General features: G+C 35.9%; 20 protein-coding genes. 5 read left to right on the top strand and 15 right to left on the bottom strand.

All coding sequences use genetic code 11. The features are described 5' to 3' along the window. Positions 1 to 23: 23 nt before the first annotated feature. The 8 genes from E1750_RS01945 to E1750_RS01910 form a co-directional block, all read right to left on the bottom strand. On the bottom strand, positions 24 to 1,307 hold the full coding sequence (locus E1750_RS01945; protein WP_133275143.1) for a hypothetical protein: 1,284 nt from the start codon (positions 1,305 to 1,307) through the stop codon (positions 24 to 26). A 5-nt stretch (positions 1,308 to 1,312) separates the two neighbouring features. Next, positions 1,313 to 2,845, bottom strand: coding sequence for a M14 family zinc carboxypeptidase (locus E1750_RS01940; protein WP_133275142.1), 1,533 nt, complete (start codon positions 2,843 to 2,845; stop codon positions 1,313 to 1,315). A gap of 18 nt (positions 2,846 to 2,863) precedes the next feature. After that, entirely contained in the window at positions 2,864 to 4,231 is a 1,368-nt protein-coding gene (locus E1750_RS01935) for a porin (RefSeq protein WP_133275141.1), read from the bottom strand. Between the two features lie 22 nt (positions 4,232 to 4,253). Further along, positions 4,254 to 5,405: a beta-aspartyl-peptidase gene (iadA, locus tag E1750_RS01930; protein WP_133275140.1), complete on the bottom strand. Its 1,152-nt coding sequence runs from the start codon at positions 5,403 to 5,405 to the stop codon at positions 4,254 to 4,256. A gap of 3 nt (positions 5,406 to 5,408) precedes the next feature. Then, a complete protein-coding gene (gene dcuC, locus E1750_RS01925) occupies positions 5,409 to 6,776 on the bottom strand; it encodes a C4-dicarboxylate transporter DcuC (protein WP_133275139.1) in 1,368 nt (455 codons plus the stop codon). Between the two features lie 272 nt (positions 6,777 to 7,048). Continuing rightward, on the bottom strand, positions 7,049 to 7,348 hold the full coding sequence (locus tag E1750_RS01920) for a type II toxin-antitoxin system RelE/ParE family toxin (RefSeq protein ID WP_133275138.1): 300 nt from the start codon (positions 7,346 to 7,348) through the stop codon (positions 7,049 to 7,051). After that, the gene (locus tag E1750_RS01915) at positions 7,338 to 7,571 is read right to left on the bottom strand and encodes a hypothetical protein (RefSeq protein WP_133275137.1); all 234 of its coding nucleotides are present in this window, start codon (positions 7,569 to 7,571) and stop codon (positions 7,338 to 7,340) included. Before E1750_RS01915 ends, E1750_RS01920 begins: the two co-directional genes overlap by 11 nt. Before the next feature lie 363 nt (positions 7,572 to 7,934). Beyond that, complete coding sequence (locus E1750_RS01910) at positions 7,935 to 9,911, bottom strand: alpha-ketoacid dehydrogenase subunit alpha/beta (RefSeq protein WP_133275136.1); 1,977 nt, start codon at positions 9,909 to 9,911, stop codon at positions 7,935 to 7,937. A 158-nt stretch (positions 9,912 to 10,069) separates the two neighbouring features. On the opposite strand from E1750_RS01910, the gene E1750_RS01905 reads away from it, so the two are divergent. The 5 genes from E1750_RS01905 (at position 10,070) to E1750_RS01885 (ending at position 15,750) form a co-directional block, all read left to right on the top strand. Further along, positions 10,070 to 10,504, top strand: coding sequence for a hypothetical protein (locus E1750_RS01905; protein WP_133275135.1), 435 nt, complete (start codon positions 10,070 to 10,072; stop codon positions 10,502 to 10,504). Positions 10,505 to 10,618: 114 nt separating this feature from the next. Further along, a complete protein-coding gene (locus E1750_RS01900; protein ID WP_133275134.1) occupies positions 10,619 to 11,401 on the top strand; it encodes an RMD1 family protein in 783 nt (260 codons plus the stop codon). 468 nt (positions 11,402 to 11,869) lie between these two features. After that, on the top strand, positions 11,870 to 13,417 hold the full coding sequence (locus E1750_RS01895) for an acetamidase/formamidase family protein (protein WP_133275133.1): 1,548 nt from the start codon (positions 11,870 to 11,872) through the stop codon (positions 13,415 to 13,417). A gap of 416 nt (positions 13,418 to 13,833) precedes the next feature. Next, positions 13,834 to 14,508: a carbonic anhydrase gene (locus E1750_RS01890; protein ID WP_133275132.1), complete on the top strand. Its 675-nt coding sequence runs from the start codon at positions 13,834 to 13,836 to the stop codon at positions 14,506 to 14,508. Positions 14,509 to 14,574: 66 nt separating this feature from the next. Further along, positions 14,575 to 15,750: a porin gene (locus E1750_RS01885; protein ID WP_133275131.1), complete on the top strand. Its 1,176-nt coding sequence runs from the start codon at positions 14,575 to 14,577 to the stop codon at positions 15,748 to 15,750. On the opposite strand, the gene E1750_RS01880 is transcribed toward E1750_RS01885, so the two are convergent. The 7 genes from E1750_RS01880 to E1750_RS01850 all read right to left on the bottom strand — a co-directional run bounded on the left by E1750_RS01880 (position 15,751) and on the right by E1750_RS01850 (position 23,012). Continuing rightward, positions 15,751 to 16,875 carry an ABC transporter permease gene (locus E1750_RS01880; protein ID WP_133275130.1) on the bottom strand — a complete coding sequence of 375 codons (1,125 nt, stop codon included), beginning with the start codon at positions 16,873 to 16,875 and terminating at the stop codon, positions 15,751 to 15,753. Positions 16,876 to 16,985: 110 nt separating this feature from the next. Next, positions 16,986 to 18,092 (bottom strand): ABC transporter permease, encoded by a 1,107-nt coding sequence (locus E1750_RS01875; RefSeq protein WP_133275129.1) that lies wholly within the window; start codon positions 18,090 to 18,092, stop codon positions 16,986 to 16,988. A 63-nt stretch (positions 18,093 to 18,155) separates the two neighbouring features. Continuing rightward, positions 18,156 to 18,896 carry an ABC transporter ATP-binding protein gene (locus E1750_RS01870; RefSeq protein WP_133275128.1) on the bottom strand — a complete coding sequence of 247 codons (741 nt, stop codon included), beginning with the start codon at positions 18,894 to 18,896 and terminating at the stop codon, positions 18,156 to 18,158. A 169-nt stretch (positions 18,897 to 19,065) separates the two neighbouring features. Beyond that, a complete protein-coding gene (locus tag E1750_RS01865) occupies positions 19,066 to 19,962 on the bottom strand; it encodes an ABC transporter ATP-binding protein (protein WP_133275127.1) in 897 nt (298 codons plus the stop codon). Positions 19,963 to 20,025: 63 nt separating this feature from the next. Next, positions 20,026 to 20,904 (bottom strand): HlyD family secretion protein, encoded by an 879-nt coding sequence (locus E1750_RS01860; protein WP_133275126.1) that lies wholly within the window; start codon positions 20,902 to 20,904, stop codon positions 20,026 to 20,028. A 66-nt stretch (positions 20,905 to 20,970) separates the two neighbouring features. Next, positions 20,971 to 22,242: a TolC family protein gene (locus tag E1750_RS01855; RefSeq protein ID WP_133275125.1), complete on the bottom strand. Its 1,272-nt coding sequence runs from the start codon at positions 22,240 to 22,242 to the stop codon at positions 20,971 to 20,973. Between the two features lie 161 nt (positions 22,243 to 22,403). Beyond that, on the bottom strand, positions 22,404 to 23,012 hold the full coding sequence (locus E1750_RS01850; RefSeq protein ID WP_133275124.1) for a TetR/AcrR family transcriptional regulator: 609 nt from the start codon (positions 23,010 to 23,012) through the stop codon (positions 22,404 to 22,406). Between the last annotated feature and the right edge of the window lie 40 nt (positions 23,013 to 23,052).

Raw genomic sequence — 23,052 nt, 5'->3', positions numbered from 1 at the left:
AAGTTTTTTAAAAATTAAATCAATTAAAGAACAAATTGAACGGCTAGATTACTATACCAGTTATACTTAATTGCAGCATCAAAATTATCGACATAGGTCGTGTTAATGCCAATTTTTAAGTTTTTATATTTGTTGTACTTATTGATACCAAAGGTGTACCAATTTTGTTTTTGTACCAATGAAGTGGGAACCGCAAATTCTGGGCTTATATTTGAAAATCGGCCATCAAAACTCAAACCATTTCTGAACACATAGGAAGATTCAAAACTAAAAGCTTCACCAGTATTGTATTTGGCGCTCGCTGCCTCAGGAGTAAGTTTTTTGGTTGCAGCAGCATCAAGATACAAATTACTCCCTTTCACTGCGGCGCTTGTATATTCAGTTACGAAACTAAATCCTTTGTATTTGAATACAAGATCTGAAACAATTTTTACATAATCACCATAAGCTTCAGCTCCCTCTTTGTCAAAAATACCCGTTATGGTATTGGTTCCCGAACCCGTAGGATGGCTCGCCTTTGCATTATAACTTCCAGCTACGCCAAAAGCGAATTTTGGTTTTTCTTCATAATACAAATCAGCGGCTGTAAAAGCATTATTTTTTTTGAAATCGCCCAAAGGCAAGATATCCAGACGACCACCGTATTTATAACCCAAATTTTCCTGAGAAGAATCGAAACCTTGTCCGTCTCCGGTGGTAATCGATACCGAAGGGTAAATTCGAATGGAACTGAGGGTAAAATTAGTTTCAAGAAACAAGCCACTCTCTCTGGTCGCTCCAACAAAATTATGCATCAATCCTCCATAAGCGACCCCATCTTTTGAAGTTCCGGCAATCGTCTGTGCCATAACTTGAGAAAAGCGCTCGTCTGCCATTGCCAATCTATTGTTGGTGTGCGTTTGTTTTTGTCCCATAGATAAAAACAAATGATTTTTGAATAAATTAGCACCAGCCCAAGCCTCTAAAAGTGGTGTAGTTCCGGTAAAATCGGTAGTCAGCCCCATTATCACTTTGTTGTTGAGGAAGTTGGTATTGAGGTACAAACGCGCCAAATTAATAGACAATCTATTGTCTGTTTGGGTTCCTTTCGCATCTTCAAATTCTGAATACGCCATTCCCGATTGGATTGCCGCATCGAGATTGATCACTGTTTTTTCTTTCTTTCCTAGCCTAATAAACAGTCCATCACCATTTACTATTATTAATGTAGAATCTACCTTTTTTTTCGTAGGCTCTTCTTTTTGGGCGTAGATACTATTTACTAAGAGTATCAATGTGCTAAATGATAGGATTACTATTTTTCGCATAATAATTATTTTTTATTTTGTAATTGTAAAACTTGTTCTTTATTAATTCGAAAGACTCTCAATGTATTGGTTCCTTTAAATGGTTTCAGTAAGTTATTTGAAACTAGTGAATTCGTTAATTCAGGCTCTAATAATTCAATGATTAAATTACCCATTTTTTGAGAACCATCAATTACAAGAGCTCCTTCCGGAATTTCTTTCATTTCATTCTCAAGTTCGAATTTATGGATGTCCAACTGTTTGAAGGTTTCGACCTTTAGATTTTCAGGTTGCGCAACATTTTGAAATACTATTCCAGAGGCCTTCAATATTTTTTGAACCTGCTTGCTTTTGGTGACAATAACATAGCCAGCAGCCCGCTCTCTGGTTTGAGTTGGTTCTTGGGTGATGTTAAAATTCGCTTGAAAAAGAACTGTTTCATATTCATTTTTACAAGTATTGACGAAAACGAAAGGAAAATCAATTTTTGCAGGTTTGGAGTCCAATACAATTTTATCGACCCTGTTAAAGGTTTCTTGATCGGCTTGTTGGATCGCATTTTTTATAATGTCGGCTTTTTTGCTGGCAATATCTAAATAAGAAATAGCCGTTAAAAAGGAAGTTTCGATTCTTCTTTTGGCTGCATTACCCTTTTCGACAACACCGCGAAGTTCCATTAAAATTGAAATTCGATTTTGCAAGGCATAATTGGTAGCACTAGATCTCGCACTATTACCTCCAATGTTCAAGTAAAGTTCTTTGTCTACCCAAGTTGTTGTGGCATAATCGCTTACTCTTCTGTTGTTTAGCTCCAAAACCTTTTTAGTTGGTTCTACAAAGTCTTCTGTTATGACTTTGCGAATGTGACTGTTTACATTCAAATTTCCTGTGTACAGAAACATAGCATCATAACTTGATGTATAACAATCATTTAACTCTAGGTAATCTTTTCTTGAAGGATTGTATTCGTGAAAATCGACTACCAAATGAGGATCAAAACTATTGATTGCATTTTTCAAGTTTACAGTTTCAACAATATCTAAAACTGTTAGGTTTCGGTTTAAATCCGTCTCGTTGTTCGATTCTCTTTTGTCATCCTTATAGCCATCAACGTTTACAATAGGCACTATTTTTAGAATGATGTGATCCAGAAGCGCACTATATTTTGCATTAGAACTCAATTCATTCATCAGGTACAGCATACCGTCAGTGCTGATGGGTTCGTTTCCGTGAATACTGGCAAGAAAGACCACACGAAGTTTTTGATTATCAGGAACACTATTTTTCTTGGATAAGGTAATCAAGGGGATTTTAAACCCTCGCTGTGAGGCTCCTATTGAACTCACACTAATCAAATCAGGATGTTTTGTGGCCAAATCATCAATAAACTCTACCGATGTATTGTAGCCAGAATAATAACTGGAACTACCTTCTGTCATCGGGAAAGGAATGTCATATTTAGGGTTCGGAAAAAATTTCTCATACATTGCCGGATTATCTTGCGCCAAGGAAGATAAACCAGTAATCAATATGAAGAAGTATAGTAGTTTAGTTTTCATAATTTACAAGGTATGTATTTACAATTCTATGGTTAACATTAATTGGGCTAAATAACTTCCTTTGGCCAATGGTGTAGGAACTGTATATTCTTGATATCCTATTTCTCCTTGCAGTTTCAAAGAATTTCCGGAAAAATACTTCGTGGTCACTAGGGTATAGAAATTATCATACGCAGTAAACGCTGCCGATTTCTCATCTTGGACTAGATGCGAATATCGCAAACCAAATGCTAAGTCTGAAGGCAAAAGATAGCCCGCTTGTACATTGTATCCGTATCCTAAGTTTAATCTAGAAAGGACTTTATCTTCAATTTGTTGGGGCGTTTGATTGGTGTATGGGGTAAAGTTTCCACTGAGGCTAAATTCGCCCGCGATTCCTGTTGGAACCTTAGCTTCCGTCTTTACTATTGTTCCAATGGAATAAAAACCTCTGTATTTAAACAAATAATCTACCCCATATTTGATGTAATCCGGATACATCTCTTTTTGATTGATATCGCCATAAATGTATCGTCCACCATTCGCACCTTTGGCAGAGGAGGCATCGTCAGCATAACTATAAATTCCGCCTATAACCAATTTGGGTTTGTTTTCGCGAGCGCGGTCTTCCATATAAAATTCTCCTAATTTTGAAAAACTTCCAAAGGGTAAATAATCCAAACGAATACCATATTTAAGGCCACCAAAATTTTGCGATAATGCGGCATTTCCTTCCCCTGTAGTAATCGACACATAAGGTTTAATCAGTTGCTTATTATACACTCTGAAACTCGCAGAATAGCGCAATCCATAATCAAAAATGGCGTCGAACGCCCCAGGAATCGGACTTCGTTCTACAAATCCTAGTACCTCACCTTCAAAACGAATTTCGCGAGTATCGATGTAATCAGCTCGAAGCCCTAAGCTAATCCGCTGATTGGAGGTTGGTCTATATTCGACATAAGCATCTTGTAAAACAGGATTGTACGAGCGATCACCCGAAGTGGGACTTTGATAATTTGCGGCAAAATCCAAACGTATACGATAATAGATTTTTTTATCGAATGCATTTCCGCTCATTTTCATCCTGGCCCTACGGATGCGAAACTCTGATAAATAGGATTCGAAATCGTCAGGAGTCGCCACATTGTACAAGGTTTGCACACTTTGCGTAATGTTTAAGTTTCCTGTTTTTGTAATAAAGGTGAGACCATCCCCTACTTTATAATTCTTTTTAATACGAACCAATTCAACTTTGTCGAAATCGTATTTAGAAATTTTGTCTTGATTTTCGGTGTCATAGGTTTTTTCTTCATCTTGCAAATCATCCTCTTGAGCCCAAGAACTTGCACTTAGAATAAAACAGAATAGCACTGAAAATAAAAACGATTTATTAGATTTAATCATAGTATTTTCATTTTTGAATAAATTATTTTTTTGTTTCAAAATTTCCAAAAACCAATATTTCCTTATCCTTCATCATTTCTTTTCCTCTCGAAAAAACATCGGTAAGTTCTAAATCAGCATTGAATGCACAAAAATCAGCATCGAATCCGACCTTAATCTGTCCTTTGGTTTTCAATGCTAAATTGATGGCTGGATTGATGGTGATCAATTTGAAAGCTTCGCTAATAGGCAATTTACCTTCTTTTACCAATAATACCACTTGTTCCAGATTGTGATGAATTGGCGCTTTTTTAAACCCAATGGTTTTACCGGTTTCATCGGTGATGCCAAGTCCGGCATTTCCATCGCTACTAAAAGTGATTTTGTCAATAGAAACTCCTTTTTCAAGCGCATACAAAACCGATTTATATGGATCTGTATATTTTGTTCCACCTGAAGTAATATCAATCATACCGCCGAGTTTGGCAAATTCTATGGCTTGCTCAAAAAGTGGTAAAGTTCTTCCAACGTGGGTGGGTGAAATATGCTCGATTGGGAATTCATACTCTTTCACCAAACGCAATAAAACATCTAATTTAGAATTCAAACCGCCCAAATGAATGTGTAAAATTCCTTTTTTTCCAGCAATTAAACCGCCCACTCGAACTTGTTTTAAATGGCGAAGCAAATCTAAATCTTGTGGATAGGAAGACCGCTCATCGCTGATGGCGATTTTACACCCAAGCACTTTGTCTATAAATATCATATCATCCTGAATAGACTCTGTAAAGGTTACAGGATCCAAACCAAAATAACTGGTAAAAATATAGGCCGACAATCCTTCGGTTTCCAATGATTTTGCTTTTGCATAAAGTGTTTTGATGCTTCGAGCGCTGCCATCGGTACCCAATAATCCAACTACAGTGGTGGTTCCGCAAGAAATAAACTCGCTGAGCATAATTTCGGGTGTCATCGACCCAAAACCGTGCTTCCCTCCTGCTCCCGTGATGTGCACGTGCTGATCGATTAATCCGGGTGTCAAAATTTTCCCCTTTAAATCAATAGTTTGTGAATAGAGGTCTGAATCAGCAATTTTATCTTCAATTGCGACGATTTTTTCTCCAGCCACCAAAATGTCCTTTATCCCAATCGATTCGGGGGTATAAACATCGGCATTCTTAATTAATTTTAGCATAAATTACAGTATAAAATGAACAATTATCATAACCAAAAATACAATTCCGAATGGGATGGCATTTCTTTTTGCAATCTCAAAAGGAGAAACTTTTGCAATATTTGCCGTCGCGATTAACACACCCGAAATGGGCGAAACGGTTCGACCCATCGAAGCTGAAAATTCCATCGGCAAAATCATAGAGGTTGTACTTACGCCAACTTGTGTACTTATTTTTGGAACTAGCGGACCAAATGCAAAAAAGGCTGCATTTCCGCTTCCCATAAGCACCGAAGCAAAAAAGATCATTAAGGACATTACAATACTGATGCCTATTCCACCCAGTCCAATACTTTGAGAACTTGAAACCAAACCATCAATAAACATCAGGCTAATCAATCCTTTCGAAAACATCTCGGCAGCAATAATCAAAGTCACCACCGACTTAAAAATGTCGCCCATTCCATTAAAAAAGATTTGCAAAGATTCAAAGACAGTTTTAACTTTTTTCGTTCTTATTAAATCCATCAACAATCCAACAAAAACGCAAATAATCATTACTGTAGTCGTATCTAAATGAATTGGGGTTTCAAAAAAGGAAAACAATTCCGAAAAAACTAACAAAATCACAAGCGGAAGAATAGGCAAAATGGCGTAATACACCGGAACCTTTAGTTCAATTTCTTTCTCTTCTAACGGAACGGTGGTTTCCACTTTTTCTTTTTTGTCATAATAGCGATTCACATAAAAAAAAGTGATCATTAAAGTAATAATCAACGGAATCAATAAAGGAATTTGATTGTCGAAAAAGTGACTAACCGCTGGAATATCTAGAATTTTTACGGACCTCGATGTTATCACTGACGCCGGACCAACGCCAAACGCTGTGGTTGCCGTGATGACGGATGCAGCGGATAATCTGCTAACACCAAGATTAACTAAAATAGGAAACATTGACGCCATTAGCAATAAACTTAATCCTGCCGCCGAAGGTATACAGATGAACAAAAACTGACCAATTGGAATCACCATCGATGCTAAAATATAGGGATATTTTTTCATCAATTTCAATGGTTTCAATGCTAAAAAAACCAGGGCATCAGAAGCACCATTTTTTTCGATATAAGCCACAAATCCTCCTATTGACATAATAAGCAATCCTACATTGGCATTGGTTTCACTAAAGGCTATTTTTATATATTCGAAAACATCAAAAAAACCAGAACCGGTCGGTTTTGCAAGTTCCGGCATTTTAAATCCTAGAATTAAGGCCAAAAACAACATAAACAAACCACTAAAAAGAAGTACTGCTTGAGGATTATAATTTGAAATTAAAAGTTTGGCAACAATGACAATTAGTATCAAGGCCAAGATGGAGCCGTAAATTACCATATTAATAGATTTAAAGTTTAACAAAAATATGGGTAACCCAAGAAAATTTTAAAGTCCAATTTATCATTCATTGAAATACCAATCTGTGTAAAAGCGATAGGTATTATCTTAATTTTCTTAATTCAAAAATACTACTATTTTTTTATAATGAGCTGATTTTATGGCGAGTTTTTTTTGAAGGTTATTACTTTCTTAACAAAAACCAAAAATTTCGTCCAAAAAAAGATGCAAATCCGCAAATTATACAATTGATATAATTTGCGAATTTACGTTTACATACTAGGATATTTTTTAGGGTCTTGGGAGGTATGAAACACCGCTTTAATGAAGATAATTTTTAAACTTTCGTCGATCGTGTAAAAAACAATATAAGGAAACTTTTTCATAGGTTTACCTCTAAAATCTTGAAAAAAAACTTGAAAATAGGGATTTTTTAAAATGTCTTTAAAAGTTTGTTTGTAGTGGTCAATGAATTTTTTGGCTACCCTATCTGAAACTTCTTTTTTGTAAAAATAAACGGCATCATCAATGTTTTGAATGGCATCAGGAGTTACCATAATTTTATAAGCCATATTTATTTTTTAAATTTTCATAAACCAAGTGAGCCTCTGTGCAATCCTCAAGGGGAACATTATTCTGTTTCAAGAGTATTTTTTTTTGGTCATCAGATAGCACAAAACTATGGTCCTCTTGGCTTTCCAATAAGGCATCGGCATAGCCAATAACACGTTCTAAAACACTTTGAGGAGCGTTTTTAAGTTTTTTAGTTAGAATGTCAATAGATAAGGTTTCCATTTTTAATATTTTTAGATAAATACTTTATTGCTTGTACAATTACAAAAGTAAGGAAAATTTTCATTCAATGAATTAGCCTTTAAGATTAAAAGGGCATTCGCTTTTAACTTTTGCCCACGCTACCGCACGAATCCTTTCGTGTGGTTATATCTTAATCCAAAGAAATAGAAAATCAGTCTTAATCTGCGTTGCAAAGCATCCGTTTCATCAGCGTCCCATCAAAAAACTCACTCCACCCCAAGAACATAAACCACCTTAGTGTCATTTTTAGAAAAAGAAAGATAACTATCCTCATTTTCCACAAAAAAAGCCATAACAATCGCTATGGCTCATTTATTATATAATAATTCCGGACTATAACTTTTAATAGTGTAACAACTCCAACAACGCTATCTCAAACCTCATTTTCGGTAAATACTGGTCTTCCAAGGCTTTGGTAAACGGAATTGGGCTGTCTAAACTCGCTACACGTTGTACTGGAGCATCCAAATATTCAAAACAATTCTCCATAATCAATGCCGAAATATCGCTGGCAATGCCACCAAAAAGAGAATCTTCTTGGTAAATAATGGCTCTTCCGGTCTTCTTTACAGAAGCATAAATAGAATCCGTATCCAAAGGTTGTAAGGTTCTCAAATCCAGAACATCGGCTGATATTTTTGGGTTCTTATCCAAAGTTTCTAATGCCCAATGTACTGCCGCACCGAAAGCGATAATCGTAACTTGATTTCCTTCTTTCAGTAAACCCGCTTTTCCCAACGGAATGGTGTAATAATCGGTTGGAACGTCTTGGTAAACGCTTCTGTACAATTGCTTGTGTTCAAAAAATAAAACTGGATTGGGGTCGTTGATACTTTCATTCAACAAACCTTTGGCATCATAAGGAAAGGCAGGATAAACCACTTTCAAACCAGGCGTTTTAGTAAACCAAGCCTCATTGGTCTGCGAATGAAAAGGTCCCGCCTGCGTTCCCGCTCCGCAAGGCATTCGAACCACGACATCGGCTTTTTCTTGCCAACGGTAGTGTGATTTGGCCAATAAATTGACTATCGGATTAAATCCTGTGGAAACAAAATCGGCAAACTGCATTTCGACAATCGCTTTGTAACCGTTGATAGACAATCCCATTCCTGCCGAAACTATCGCACTTTCGCAAATGGGTGTGTTGCGAACGCGCTCTTTTCCAAATTGCGCAACAAAGCCATCAGTAATTTTAAATGCACCTCCATATTCGGCGATATCTTGCCCCATTATGACCAAGTTTTCATAACGTTCCATCGATTGATTTAAGCTGCTGGAAATGGCGTCAATGAAACGAATATTTTTCACTTCATCAGCTTGTTTAACTTCTTGATATTGATGTGATTTATAAACATCATTTAATTCTTCATCGTAAGTTGCTTCGATCTCCGGTTCTGCATTGGCAAGAGCCCAATTTTCATCAATTTCCGCTTTAATTTCATTGCGTAAACTGCTGTCGAATTCTTCGGTAAGGATTCTGTTTTCGAATAAAAATTTTCTGTAATTTTCTACAGGATCTTTAATCGCCCAAGTATCCATCAGGTCTTGCGGAACGTATTTAGTGCCACTCGCCTCCTCGTGACCCCGCATTCTAAAAGTTTTAAATTCCAATAAAACGGGACGCGGATTAACTTTCATCGATGCTTTCAATTCCGATAATTTATTGTAGACTTCAAGAATATTGTTTCCGTCGATAATATGGCTTTCCATTCCGTAACCAATGCCTTTATCGGCTAGGTTTTCACAACGAAATTGTTCGTCTGTGGGTGTCGAAAGTCCGTAGCCGTTATTTTCGATGATGAATAGCACCGGCAATTCCCAAACAGCAGCAATATTCAATGCTTCGTGAAAATCACCTTCGCTTGTGGCTCCTTCGCCAGTAAAAACAGCCGTAATTTTTCCGTTTTGTTTTAATTTATTCGCCAATGCAATTCCGTCGGCAACGCCCAATTGCGGACCCAAATGCGAAATCATCCCGATGATGTGGAATTCCTGTGTGCCAAAGTGAAAACTACGATCCCGACCTTTGGTAAAACCATTGGCTTTACCCTGCCATTGCGAAAAAAGTCGGTATAACGGAATATCTCTTCCGGTAAAAACACCTAAGTTTCGATGCATTGGTAAGATGTATTCATCTGCATCCAAAACTGCTGTAACACCCACAGCAATAGCTTCTTGGCCAATACCAGAAAACCATTTAGAAACCTTTCCTTGGCGGATCAGAATCAACATTTTTTCTTCGATAAGTCTTGGTTTCAGTAACCTTTTATATAAATCTAATAATTGTAAGTGGCTAAGGTCCTTGCTGTCGAAAGTCATAGAAATTGATTTTTTTTAAGTCTTTCAAAAGTATAAAAAAATAACAGTTTACGAAGTAAATGTTATAATTTTCAAAATTAACCTTAAGATAGTATTAAAATGAGTAGCACGAAAAACAAATACAACTATATTTATCAAAAATTTTAAACTAACGCTTTATGAAAAAGAAATTAATTATGCTCAGCCTTTTTTTGGCTGGATTTGGTTACACTCAAGCGCAAAGTATGGGCGACCTTACTAAAGCCGCTGGATCTGCTGCTGCTTCGCAAGCCACATCCTCAGCAGTAAAATCATTTGATGTTGCTGGAATATCCAATCAAGTAATGGGGCTACTTTCTCCTAGCTTGAAATTGACAGAGGCTCAAAAACCGGCTGTAAACTCCTTGGTCAATGAAATATTGAACAAAAAGAAAAGTATTTTGCCTAGTTCGCTAACCGATAAGGCAGGATACGCTTCGAAAATGACTGGACTTAGAAATTTATTTCCATCAAAAATGAAAGGAATTGTCAATGCGACTCAATATGCTTCACTTTTGGGGATTATGCCTAAATCGGCTTCGTCGGCCTCTGTATTAACGCAAATGTTGTATTAGACTTTTAATAAAGAATATACTTTTAGAAACCGAAACTCAGTTTCGGTTTTTTTATGGCTATTACAATCGCTCAGTACAATTTATTTGTGTTAAATTTGTAATAAACTTTCTGCTATGGAAATTCAACTCGAAGCCTTACAAATTGCCGAATTATTTAATATCAAGAAATTTCGCTCCGAGTTTCGTGCCGAAGCCTTTTCTGGCTCCACTTCTGAGGTTTTTTATGCGCTCACAGAAACCAATCGCTTTTTGTATGTATTCGATTATGGCGTTGTAGTTTTCGCTAATTTTGATCCTATATCTAAAAGTGAATTTATTCAATTCATAAAAAATTATGCAACCAAAATTGTTGATTTGGATTTATCCGAACAGTACAAAATCAATACAGACGAGCATTTAAACAAGATTTTGGTTAAAAACGATTTTGTTACCGTTGCGAAAATAGATTCGTCACTGTTACGAATTGTGATGCTCAATATCGGACAATCGGTAGCTTTAGAATATTACGAAGTCTTGACAGACGAACTCATTACTTCATCAAAACACTATATTTTAGAATTGGAACATCACGGAAAATTGAGTATTTCTAAAATAAATTTACTTAAATATATTGGCAAAGTATTGAATGTAAAAAACAGTATTGTTGATAATTTATACATCTTAGATGACCCCAATTTAGTTTGGGATAACGAAGAATTGAACCTGTTGAACAAGCAACTCAAGGTTAATTTTGACATCAATACCCGTTTCAAAGACTTGGATTACCGCCTTCAAATTGTCGAAAATAATTTGACTCTTTTTACCGATGTGCTCAACGTTCGAGAAAGTTCGCGACTAGAATGGATTGTTATCATTTTGATTGCGATTGAAATTATTATCGCTATCTTTTTTCATTAAAAGAGCGGTTATTTCAAAATAACTAAAGCCAACTCAATTTCATTTTGGAGTCGGCTTTGAATTAAAAAATAAAATATGGAAATAATTAATCCTTAGTCAGCATCTCAACATGGTAGAAAAAAAAATTAAATTCGCTAGCGAATTGGTATCCAAACAAAAAAGCTGCTACATTAATCATAATCGAAAAAAAATAGCATTAAAAAATTGTAATTTTTAATACCTATGTAAACCTAAAAAAAGTCCTGATGACAACTATTTTTGGAAAACCCCATACAACCCTGCTATACAAAACTAAAACAGGATTTTACAGGTGCTGTTTTAGAGTCAATATTGAGTAGGCAGTTTGAGAATATCAAATTATATGACGCATTTATTTTAAAAAAAAACATCAGTTGCATTTTGGGGAAAGTCTTGAGTTCTTCTTCTAACATGCTTATAAAAAGGAAATTCTAAACACCTTAATTTACTATGAAAAAATCAATACTTTTAGTTGTACTTTTTATTCAAGCCTTGGTATATAGTCAGAAAAATATCAAAATAAACTTTGTAAACGACTCAAAAGACGTTTACCATTTAGCTTTAATTTGTTATACTCCTGACGGTAAAAGTCAAACGAGAGTTAGTGATCTGAAACCCTTTGAAATAAAGAGCTATTCCTTTCCAGAAAAGACTGAAATCTTCATTGCTAATTTTGCGCAAGAAGCTTTTGCTATGAAAGGTAATGATATTAAACAAACAGGTGTTGAGCCCAATATCATTTTAACAGACAAAGAAAATGATACATCTGTAAAACTAAGTTTCCTTGGCTTTAAAACCAATACTAATGATTACTCCGGGATTTGGCAATTCAATTTAGGGGATAATGACATTGTACAGCGTGTTGAATTAAAAAAGAAAAATGATTTGTTTTGCGGCGTTTTTTTTGGACAAAATTTTTGTGGTGCTGTAATTGGGGATGTTTTTAAATTTAAAATTGCCGACTTTGACTACACAGGAAAGTTTGTTTCCAACACTAAACTTGAAGGGACTTTTATAGATAAAGAAGGGACGGTATCAAAATGGAAGGCTCTAAAAGAAACTGAGAACCAGAAGCCTAAATCTTATTTTTATGAGCCAACTCAATTTTGTAGAAACTATTCCTCGTTAGAAAAGCCAGTTCTAAATTTAGTTTCCGGCGACACGGTAAGCACTTCAACTGTCGATGCCAGCGGTACAGATAAAAACTCCAAAAAAGTAACTTGGGGAGGCAATCCTTTAACAGGACCTTTTTACATTGAAAACTCGATGCCAGGTGACATTATTGCCATAAAAATCATTTCTGTAAAAACAAACCGAGGTTGGGCTTTTAGTGGGCGAAATATAGTTGAAAACGCACTAGAAACGAGCTATTTATCAAACAAAAAAAATGAACGAATAGACAATTCTTGGCTAATAGATACAAAAAACAACTATTTAAAAATGGAAAGTCCTTCCAATGGTTTAAAAAACTACAGAATTCCTTTGACACCATTTCTGGGCTGTGTAGGAGTTGCTTCAAGTTTAGGGACAGGTGTTTCATCCAGAGATTCAGGTAATTTTGGTGGAAATATGGAGGAAAAAACGATTACCGACGGCTCAACGCTATATCTACCCATTTCGGTTCAAGGTGCCTATTTGTATTTTGGTGATGGGCATGCTGCTCAAGGGGATGGCGAATTGACTGGAAATGCAATGGAAACTTCAATGGATATTCAATTTAGTGTTGAACTAGTAAAAAATAAATACCATATTCCAAGAGTGGAATCAAATGATTTTATTAAAAGTATTGGCATTGCAGCCACTTTAGACCAAGCGATGAAAATTGCAACAACAGACCTCACGAGGTGGCTAGAGTCAGAATTCAAACTAAAGGAACCAGAAGCGGCAATGATTATGGGATTTTCTGTGGTGTATGAAATCCCAGACTTAGTTGGTTCAAATATTAGTGTAACCGCCAAGATTGATAAAAAAGTATTGAATAGTTTGCAAAATAAATAGGATTTTAATGCGAGCCAAAAACCTGGTTTATTTTATTATTATCTAGGAGGAACATTTGAACTGTTTATAAAATCATACTCGTCCAAGCTGCCAAAACAGAATAGGTCTATTCATCGAACTACACTGCGGAGTTTCCTAACTCTTAATTACTACCTAAGATATTCTTTAAAAAGTTCTGCTGACTGCTAATTTTCTTCCTTAATTGAACTCAATTGTTTTTTATGCAACAACTGTTACATTGAATAAAAATAACAAGATATTAACGATATCGTTTGAAACTGAAATAGGCTTCAAAATATGATAAATGTCAATATTTATGCGGTTTCATGTTCCTAATTTTGTTGTGTCGTAAACAAAAATAGGATTGTCTACTTTTTCAGATGGACTTATTGGTGTTTTAATTTTATAAAATAATCATGAAAAAAAGTCTACTCTATGGATTGTTGATTAGCGTGTTCATTTCTTGTACTCAAACGAAAACTAACGATGAATCCAAATTCTCTCCACTACAAAAACTCCAAGAAGGAAATAAACGATTTGCCGCCGGAAAACCCGTTCATCCCGATGAAACACTAGAGAGATTGCGTGAACTGAAAAAAGGACAACATCCGTTTGCCATTGTGGTCAGTTGCTCCGATTCACGCGTGCCTGCCGAATTGGTTTTTGACCAAGGATTGGGCGATATTTTCTCGATTCGCACCGCAGGAAATGTGATGGGAGACTATGAATTAGGAAGTATTGAGTATGCTGTCGAACATTTAGACTGCAAGTTGGTTGTGGTGATGGGACATAAAGATTGCGGCGCCATAAAAGCATTCATCAAATCTGAAGGACATTACGAGCATTTCGATCACATCAAAAAAATAATTGAATACATCGAAAGCGAACAAGAAGAAAAAAATCTGGAAAGCCATCTCGAGTTACATCTCGATAAAGCTATTGATGCCAATATTGAACACGGTCTAACTTATTTGAAAGGATCTGAACCAATTTTGAAAGCGTTCTACGATTCAAAAAAAGTCAAAATTATTGGGGCTTTGTACGATATTGAAACCGGAAAAGTGACTTTCGATACAAACACCAAAATTTAAATAATTTGTACTCAGTACGAATGCATTGGGAATAATGCAGTACTGTCTTTGCAACAAAAATTACTAATGAAGAACTATTTTTTCTATTTTGCCTTGCTGTTAACGTCGCTGTTCTCCTTTGGACAAAAGCAACCACAAGAATCTATCATCAAAATGCCTCCTATAATTCCAGATTCAAAAATTACAATTCTGAAAGAGGTCGATGTACTTTTCAATACTCGAATGGGTTTTGATAATTGTTTTGTGGATGGCGATTTGATGAGTTCTCAATTTGCAGTAAATCAACTTCGCTTTGAAATTAAGGGAAAAATTCACGATAAAGTATATTTTAGATTCCGGAACCGTTATACCAAAATCCCTGATCCTACTACGATTGATAATCTGAGTCGCGCTGTTGATTTGGCTTATTTGAATATAGAACTGACACCTAAAACCAAATTGACTCTGGGAAAAATGATTGGAGATTGGGGTGGTTATGAACTTTTGATCAATCCCATTGAGATATTATCGTATAATGTTATCAATGATAAATCAGATAATTTTCAGGTGGGTGCTGCTTTCACCTATTCATTGGAGGACCGTAAAAACACATTTAATTTTCAAGTTTTAAATGCAAGAACAAAAACTTTTCAGGAGCAATATGGTACAACGGCACCTCCCGGAATTGTAGCCACAAAAACGCCTTTGAGTATCGTAGCCAACTGGAAAGGCCATCTTTTTGATTCCAAACTGGAAACAACTTACAGTGCTGCTCGATTTATAGATGCCGAAAATTGCAACCGAAATTATCTGGCTTTGGGTAATAAATTCAAGACTGGAAAACTGACCTTGTACTATGATTTTCAATACAGTAACGAAGATTTAGACCAAAAATGTGTGGTATCGAACATCATCAAAAAACAACATCCTTATGCCGCTCAGGAGGTAACTTATATCGACAATTGGATTCGGGCCGAATATAAAATTCAACCCAAGGTAGATGTACTGCTGACTTTAATGGCCAATAATTCGTATTGGAATGGAAATCCAGATCCAAACAAAAGCGACTGTTTAGCAACTTCATACGGTATAATTCCAACAATGGAATACACGCCCTTTTCTGATTTAAATCTGAAGTTTTATGTAGGTTATATTGCTAAAAAATACAATTATTCTTCCTATGCCCAAACTCAATTCAACGCTGTGGATTATTCCAGCGGACAACTAAGCTTTGGTATAATTGCTCCGCTACTTGTACTTTAATCAATTCACTTTTCTATAGCTCCAAACCGCTATTCCATTCAATACAATCGCATAACAAGCAATCATAATAAACGGTCTCGAAATATCTGAAAACGTAGCACCTTTGAGCATCACCATCCGAATAATTTCTACAAAATAGCGGATGGGATTGAACAAAGTTATATTTTGTGCCCATTGAGGCATACTTTCGATGGGGGTAAATAATCCGCTCATTAAGATGAAAATAACGGTAAAAAACCAGGCCACAAACATCGCTTGTTGCTGTGTGTCGGAATAGTTAGAAATGATTAATCCTATGCCGAGAATGACCAACAAATATATCGAAGTAAAAAAGTAAATCAAACCAATACTTCCTAAAATAGGAACGCTGAAAATGACTTTGGCAATAGTTAATCCTACGGTCAAAATCACCAATCCCAAAACCCAAAACGGAAACAATTTTCCAATAATAAACTGATATTTTCGAATGGGCGTCACGTTGATTTGTTCCAAAGTACCCATTTCTTTTTCGCGTACAATATTCATCGAAGACAGAAAAAGCGTCAACATCGTGACTAGCAAAACCAAGATTCCCGGAACCATAAAAGTCTTATAGTTCAGCGTATTGTTGTACCAAAACGATGGAATCGTGACAATATTCACCGTCTGAACATAAGAAGCATCATTGTATTGGTACAATTGCGTTTGGATTTTTTGGTTAAAACCGTTGATGATTTGAGAAATATACACACTCTCCACTCCTGCCGCCGCACCATCGATGGCGTTGATGCTGACTGATAAATTCGTGTTATTTTCGGTAATTAAATCCCGTTCAAAATGATTGGGAATCTCGAGAATGACATCCACTTTTCCGGTTTGCATCTGTAAATCGGCTTCTTTTTTGGATGAAAAACTTTTGATGATGTTGAAATATTTGGACGCTTCAAATTTCGAAATTAATTCTCTTGAAGCTACCGAATGATCGTTGTCAACATAAGAAAACTTGATGTTCTTGATTTCAAAACTCGCCGCATTCGATAGAATAAGCAATTGCACCAAGGGCAAAACAAAAATAATAGGAAGCATTGCTTTATTTCTAAAGATTTGCTTGAACTCCTTTTGGATGATGAATAAAATTGTTTTCATAAATGGTACAATGATGACACGGATTTAACAGATTGTCGCGAATTTTACTCTTAGTTTATTTTATTTTATCTTCATTCTATATTCAACTCCCCCTTTGGGGGTTGGGGGGCTTACTCCAATCTTATCTTATATTTCTTGACACTTACCGCAAGAAAAAACGCCGTCATTCCTATAAGAATCAGTGTTTCTTTCCATATTACGCTTACTGTTGCTCCTTTGAGCAATATCGCTTTGATGATGATGATAAACCACTTGGCAGGAATAATATTACTTATGATTTGCAACGGCATTGGCATACTCGAAATAGGGAAAATAAAACCCGAAAGTATAATTACAGGCAGCATCAATCCCATTAGTGACATCATCATTGCGGTTTGCTGCGAATTGGCAATAGTCGAAATTAAAATCCCTAAAGAAAGAGCTGTAATAATAAATAAAATGCTTTCGAACGCCAATAAAAAAAGATTGCCTTCTATAGGCATTTTGAACACAAAAAAGCCCAACAGCAAGATAATCGTGGCATTGATGATGGACAAAAATACATACGGAAAGACTTTACCAATGATGACTTGAAAGGGGTTTAAAGGCGAGACCAAAAGCACTTCCATCGTTCCCAATTCCTTTTCCCTAGTAATAGAAATAGAAGTCATCATCGCCGAAACGAGCATCAAAATAATAGTCATCACTCCTGGCACAAAGTTAAAAACACTCTTCAATTCGGGGTTGTAATAGAGTTGGGTTTGCGTTTGTATTTGGTGACTCGGCTTGTTGTTTTTATTCATTTCCTGGGTGTAATTCTGCAAAATGGCATTGACATAATTGGCAATCGTGTTGGCCATATTCGGGTCGGTGGCATCCGTAATTACTTGTACTTTGGCTTGTTTGTGGGTTTGCAGATTTTTGATAAAATCGGTTTCGAATACCAAAACGGCTTTTACCTTTCCTTTTTTGAAAACGCTTTCAATTTGGTTTTCATTGGTAATGGCATCATTGATTTTAAAATAGTTAGAAGCACTGATTTTATTGATTATTTTCTGGGTTTCATTGTCTTTCGCCTTGTCCAAAATAGCAATATTCACGTTGTTGATTTCGTTGGTAATCGCGAAACCAAACAGCATTATCTGTGCAATGGGCATCCCAAAAAGGATGAACATAGTTCGTTTGTCACGAAAAATGTGATAGAATTCTTTTGTTACAAAACCGATGAATCTTTTCATATTGTATTTATTTGCCACGAAGACACAAAGTCTCGAAGGTCATTTCTGTTCCCCCTTTGGGGGTTAGGGGGCTTCAACATTTCTCGCTAATTTCAAGAACACTTCGTTCATTGAGTTCACATTGTATTTTGCTTTCAAGTTTTTAGGCGTGTCGAGAGCTTCAATACTTCCTTCGACCATAATCGAAACTCGGTCACAATATTCGGCTTCGTCCATATAATGCGTGGTCACGAAAATGGTGGTTCCTTTATTGGCTTCGGCATAAATCATTTCCCAAAATTGCCTTCTTGTAATGGGATCAACGCCTCCTGTTGGTTCGTCGAGAAAGACAATTTTAGGTTCGTGCAACAATGCCACGGAGAAAGATAATTTCTGTTTCCAACCCAAAGGCAAGGAACCCACTAGTTTATCAATCAATTCTTCAAGCCCTAATTCTTGAACTAATTTTGCTGTTTTTTCCTTGATTTGATTCCTGCTCAATCCATATATTCCACCAAAAAAAGTAATATTTTCTTTTAGCGTTAAATCGTCATACATCGAAAACTTTTGACTCATATAACCAATGCTTCGTTTGACCATTTCGGTATTGGTTTTCACGTCAAAACCGGCTACCAAAGCTTCTCCAGAAGTAGGTTTCGAAATCCCGATAAGCATTTTCATAGCCGTAGTTTTTCCGGCACCATTAGCACCCAGAAACCCAAAAATCTCACCTTTATAGACCTCAAAAGAAATGCTTTTGACTGCAGTAAAGTTGCCAAATTGCTTGGTTAAATTTTGAACTGCTATGATTTTTTCTTTGTTCATTTTTTAGACACGAATTTCACAAATTATCACAAATTATTTGAGACACAGATTATACGGATTTTCACAGATTTTTTCTTATTATTTGTCATTCTGACGATAGGAAGAATCTCATTTGTTGCTCTCGTTATGAAATCACTCCTTTGTCGGGATGACAAAATTCAACTAAATTTTACAAATCCATAAAAACGTCCTCAATTGTTGTGGTTGCAGGTTGTATCGTTATTTCTTGATGTTTTTTGTCTATTAAATATTCTGCTAAATCCTTACTATTGAAATCGGTGTTTTTATCAATATAATGAATGAATTCCCCAAAAGCATAAACGCTATATTGACTCGGATAATCCTTCAAATCCAGAATCAGTTGGTGCATATTTTCGGTTCGAATGTCATAAATTGTTTTGTCGTATTTCTTGATGATGTTTTCGGGACTGTCTATTTTCAGGATTTTCCCTTTTTGGATCAAAGCGATTCGGTCACATAAAGCCGCTTCGTCCATATAGGGTGTAGAAACCAAAATGGTGATGCCTGTTTGCTGCAATCTCTTGAGCATTTCCCAAAATTCTTTTCTCGAAACGGGATCTACTCCTGTTGTCGGTTCGTCGAGAAACAAGACTTTGGGTTTATGAATCAAGGCGCAACACAAGGCCAATTTTTGCTTCATTCCACCCGAAAGTGCTCCTGCCCTTCTGGTTTTGAAAGGCTCGATTTGAACATAAATATCCTTGATTAAATCGTAATTTGCTGAAATCGTTGTTCCAAAAATCGTCGCGAAAAAAGTCAAATTTTCCTCCACTGATAAATCTTGATACAAAGAAAATTTCCCTGGCATATACCCCACCGAATTTCGAATGGCTTTATACTCTTTGACTACATCAAAACCAGCCACCGTTGCCGAGCCTTCATTGGCCAATAAAAGTGTCGTCAAAATCCTGAAAATCGTTGTTTTTCCTGCTCCGTCAGGGCCAATTAGTCCAAATAATTCTCCTTCTTTTACTTCAAAAGAAATGCCTTCAACCGCTTTGATTTTGTTGTAGGATTTGGAGATGTTTTGGATAATTATACTCATATTCAATGGCAATTTCAAAAATCAATTTTCTCTTTTAGATTTTTTAGATTTCTTTAGATTTTTTCATTCTTTAATCCACATTTCGGCTGGCATTCCTATTTTTAAGCTGCCGTCATTTTTTACTTTCACTTTCACGGCATAAACCAAGTTTACCCTTTCTTCCTTGGTTTGAACAACTTTTGGAGTGAATTCAGCCGAGGAAGCAATCCAAGAAATTGTTCCTGGATAGGATTTCATTTCCTTGTCAGAATCAATTTTTACACTCACATTTTGCCCCACTTTGATGCTCGACAATTGGGTTTCGCTGACATAAACCCGCAAAGTCATTTCCGAAATATCGGCGATTTTATAAATGGGTTTTCCGAAAGCAGTCACTTCGTTGGGTTCAGCGTATTTGGATAAAACTGTTCCTTTTATCGGATTAACGATTTTGCTTTTCTGGATTTGGTCGTTGATTTTTTCAATTTGAACATCGATGGATTTTACTTCGTTCACAATAGGCGCATTCTGGGTTTGTACGCTTTTTATTTGTTCTTCAATAACGTTCACTTTCCCGTCAATTTCATCCACTTGGCGTTTGGTGGCAGCATTTTCGGCAAACATATTTTGGATTCTTTTTTTCTCGATTAAAGTAGTTTTGAGTTGTTCCTGCAAGACGTTGATTTGCGACAAAACGTTGGTCGATTTGGAATATACGGTACTTTTAGATGCTAACAATTGTTGTTTGTTGAAATACAATTGGGTTGTATCTATTAGACCAACTTGTGTTTTAGGTTCCAAAATATCCCCTTCTTCGAGTTTTAAATATTCGATTTTTCCATTGGCTTCCGCCGAAATCGTAACCTCAGTGGCTTCAAAATTCCCATAACCATCGGCTTTGTCGTTGTTTTTATTGCAGGAAAATAAACTTGCAAGTATCAGGAATGTGATTGCTTTTTTCATTATTTCATTTTTTTAATCCAACGGTTGAAACCGTTGATTATGGTTGTTACAAATAATTTAGTTAAACTAATTGGTTCCCCCTTCGGGGGTTAGGGGGCTTCCTTTAGCTACTTGATAATTCGACTTAGCCAAATCCAATTGTATTTCGTGTAATTTTTGATTCGTTCTGGCTTCGTATAAATTCGTGAATTCCACCAAATATTCGGAAGTGGTAATCACGCCGTTTTTCAATTGGGCATTAGCCGATTTTTCGACATATTCCCTTAATCCAATAATTTCCGTATCGGTTTTGATGATTTCCACCGATTTCTTTATTTCGTTGTTCATTTCCTGCAATTGCAAAGAATTGTTGAGCAAAAAGGTTTCTTTTTCAGTCGCCACGATATCGGCAGAAACCGTTAATGCGTCTTTTTCTGCTTTAGTTTTGTTCCAATCAAATACATTCCAATTGGCTCTCAATCCTAGCATCAAAATGGGTTGATACGAATTATCGACCATATTCAATCCTGGATTTCCATATCCTGCAATTCCAAAAGCGTTGATTTTAGGCAAATTATTTTTAGAAATAACAGTTTTCGAAGCTTCTATTTGTTGGTTTTGAAATTCAAAATATTTCAATTCGGGACGATTGTTTTGAGATGATTCGTCAGTTATCACAATTGGTTTTTGCAAAATGGCCGTTTCAGGAACTGTAGTGAATGTCAGGGAAGAAAGATTTTCGAACAAGCGTTTTTTATCGAACTGTATTTCCGAAAGTTGTTGTTTGATTTTTAAGTTTTCGGCTTCCAATACTTTTTCGGAAGCAGGTAGAATCGCACCATATTGAATTCCAGATTTGACTTCCTTGATTTTTGAAAGCAATTGGTTTTGTTTTGAAATCAAGATTTCTTTTCGCTCTTGCAAGTATAAAATGGAGAAAAACAGTTGATTTATTCGAGATTTGAGTTGGTATAAATTGACTTCGACCTGCTGTTGTTGGGTTTTGGTTTGTGCTTCTTTTAGTTTGGTATTGGCATCAATCAATCCACCGTTATAAATGAGTTGGTTGACATCAATATTGGCTCTATATTGGTCTTTATTTATGGGTTCAAGAAATGGATTTGGAATCGCGGTCACTTGATTTTGATAGCTTCCTTGGGTAACCAAATCTATTTTGGGAAGTTTGCCCGTTTGCAAAGCTTCGACTTCGTAATCGGATTTTTGTTGCAACAATTCCTTTTGTTTGGCAATTGGATAATTTTTATTGGCCAAAGCATAACACTCTTCCAAAGTCAAAGATTGCTGTGCATTTGAGATTGTAACGACTAACAAAAAAGCAATTTTAAATATTTTTTTCATTGTTTTTGTTTTTGAACCATTAAGAACATTAAGAGAATTAAGCAGGTTTGACTTAGTGAAACTTAACTTTCAGAATGGTTTAATTTTTCATCTTTTTTGTTTTTGAACCATTAAGATATTGAGCGAATTAAATGGTTTTTACTAAATAAAACTTAATGTTCTTAATGGTTTAAATTTTCACTTTTTATAGAATTTATAATTTGTTCGGCTATGCTGGTTTTTCGTTCTTCCATCATCGTGTGGAACTCAGCATCTGAAATTTGCAACATTCCTTTAATCATCATTTGTGCGGCAAAAGGGAAAACCGTCATCGAAATCATATTCATCAAAAGTTGTTTCGGATGGATGGGTTTTATGATTCCATCGGCGATTTCTTTTTCGATTTGGGCAATTAATAATGTTGGATCAGGTCGGCTTTCATTTTTTAAAAATGTCATTACAAAATCCGGATTGTTGTTCATTTCCTGAATTATAAATTGGGGCAAATAGGGATTCAGCATTACAAACGAAATGTAGCTGTGAGTGAACTTCCTGATTTTATCAAAAACGCAGTCGTTTGATTTAAATATGGCGTTGATTTGTGGCGCCAATTGACTGAAAGCATTCATAAATACAGCCTGAAACAACAATTCTTTATTCTTGAAACAATAATGCAACATCGCTTTGTTGATGCCTGCTTCATTGGCTATTTCCTGCATTCTAGCTCCTGCAAAACCTTTCTTTTGGAAAATGATTCTAGCAGCATTGAATATTTTTTCTTCGGTTGTCATTGCGATTTAACTATATGGTTTAACCATTTGGTTAACAAAG

Origin of the sequence: Flavobacterium nackdongense, from assembly GCF_004355225.1 — a bacterium.
Classification (GTDB): domain Bacteria; phylum Bacteroidota; class Bacteroidia; order Flavobacteriales; family Flavobacteriaceae; genus Flavobacterium; species Flavobacterium nackdongense.
Note: the sequence above shows the minus strand (reverse complement) of the source record. Positions and strands in the feature narration are given on the sequence as shown.

Excerpts from the sequence above, each read along its gene's own strand:
- E1750_RS01945 (WP_133275143.1), bottom strand. The coding sequence starts at position 1,307 with ATGCGAAAAATAGTAATCCTATCATTTAGCACATTGATACTCTTAGTA.
- E1750_RS01940 (WP_133275142.1), bottom strand. The coding sequence starts at position 2,845 with ATGAAAACTAAACTACTATACTTCTTCATATTGATTACTGGTTTATCT.
- E1750_RS01935 (WP_133275141.1), bottom strand. The coding sequence starts at position 4,231 with ATGATTAAATCTAATAAATCGTTTTTATTTTCAGTGCTATTCTGTTTT.
- iadA (WP_133275140.1), bottom strand. The coding sequence starts at position 5,405 with ATGCTAAAATTAATTAAGAATGCCGATGTTTATACCCCCGAATCGATT.
- dcuC (WP_133275139.1), bottom strand. The coding sequence starts at position 6,776 with ATGGTAATTTACGGCTCCATCTTGGCCTTGATACTAATTGTCATTGTT.
- E1750_RS01920 (WP_133275138.1), bottom strand. The coding sequence starts at position 7,348 with ATGGCTTATAAAATTATGGTAACTCCTGATGCCATTCAAAACATTGAT.
- E1750_RS01915 (WP_133275137.1), bottom strand. The coding sequence starts at position 7,571 with ATGGAAACCTTATCTATTGACATTCTAACTAAAAAACTTAAAAACGCT.
- E1750_RS01910 (WP_133275136.1), bottom strand. The coding sequence starts at position 9,911 with ATGACTTTCGACAGCAAGGACCTTAGCCACTTACAATTATTAGATTTA.
- E1750_RS01905 (WP_133275135.1), top strand. The coding sequence starts at position 10,070 with ATGAAAAAGAAATTAATTATGCTCAGCCTTTTTTTGGCTGGATTTGGT.
- E1750_RS01900 (WP_133275134.1), top strand. The coding sequence starts at position 10,619 with ATGGAAATTCAACTCGAAGCCTTACAAATTGCCGAATTATTTAATATC.
- E1750_RS01895 (WP_133275133.1), top strand. The coding sequence starts at position 11,870 with ATGAAAAAATCAATACTTTTAGTTGTACTTTTTATTCAAGCCTTGGTA.
- E1750_RS01890 (WP_133275132.1), top strand. The coding sequence starts at position 13,834 with ATGAAAAAAAGTCTACTCTATGGATTGTTGATTAGCGTGTTCATTTCT.
- E1750_RS01885 (WP_133275131.1), top strand. The coding sequence starts at position 14,575 with ATGAAGAACTATTTTTTCTATTTTGCCTTGCTGTTAACGTCGCTGTTC.
- E1750_RS01880 (WP_133275130.1), bottom strand. The coding sequence starts at position 16,875 with ATGAAAACAATTTTATTCATCATCCAAAAGGAGTTCAAGCAAATCTTT.
- E1750_RS01875 (WP_133275129.1), bottom strand. The coding sequence starts at position 18,092 with ATGAAAAGATTCATCGGTTTTGTAACAAAAGAATTCTATCACATTTTT.
- E1750_RS01870 (WP_133275128.1), bottom strand. The coding sequence starts at position 18,896 with ATGAACAAAGAAAAAATCATAGCAGTTCAAAATTTAACCAAGCAATTT.
- E1750_RS01865 (WP_133275127.1), bottom strand. The coding sequence starts at position 19,962 with ATGAGTATAATTATCCAAAACATCTCCAAATCCTACAACAAAATCAAA.
- E1750_RS01860 (WP_133275126.1), bottom strand. The coding sequence starts at position 20,904 with ATGAAAAAAGCAATCACATTCCTGATACTTGCAAGTTTATTTTCCTGC.
- E1750_RS01855 (WP_133275125.1), bottom strand. The coding sequence starts at position 22,242 with ATGAAAAAAATATTTAAAATTGCTTTTTTGTTAGTCGTTACAATCTCA.
- E1750_RS01850 (WP_133275124.1), bottom strand. The coding sequence starts at position 23,012 with ATGACAACCGAAGAAAAAATATTCAATGCTGCTAGAATCATTTTCCAA.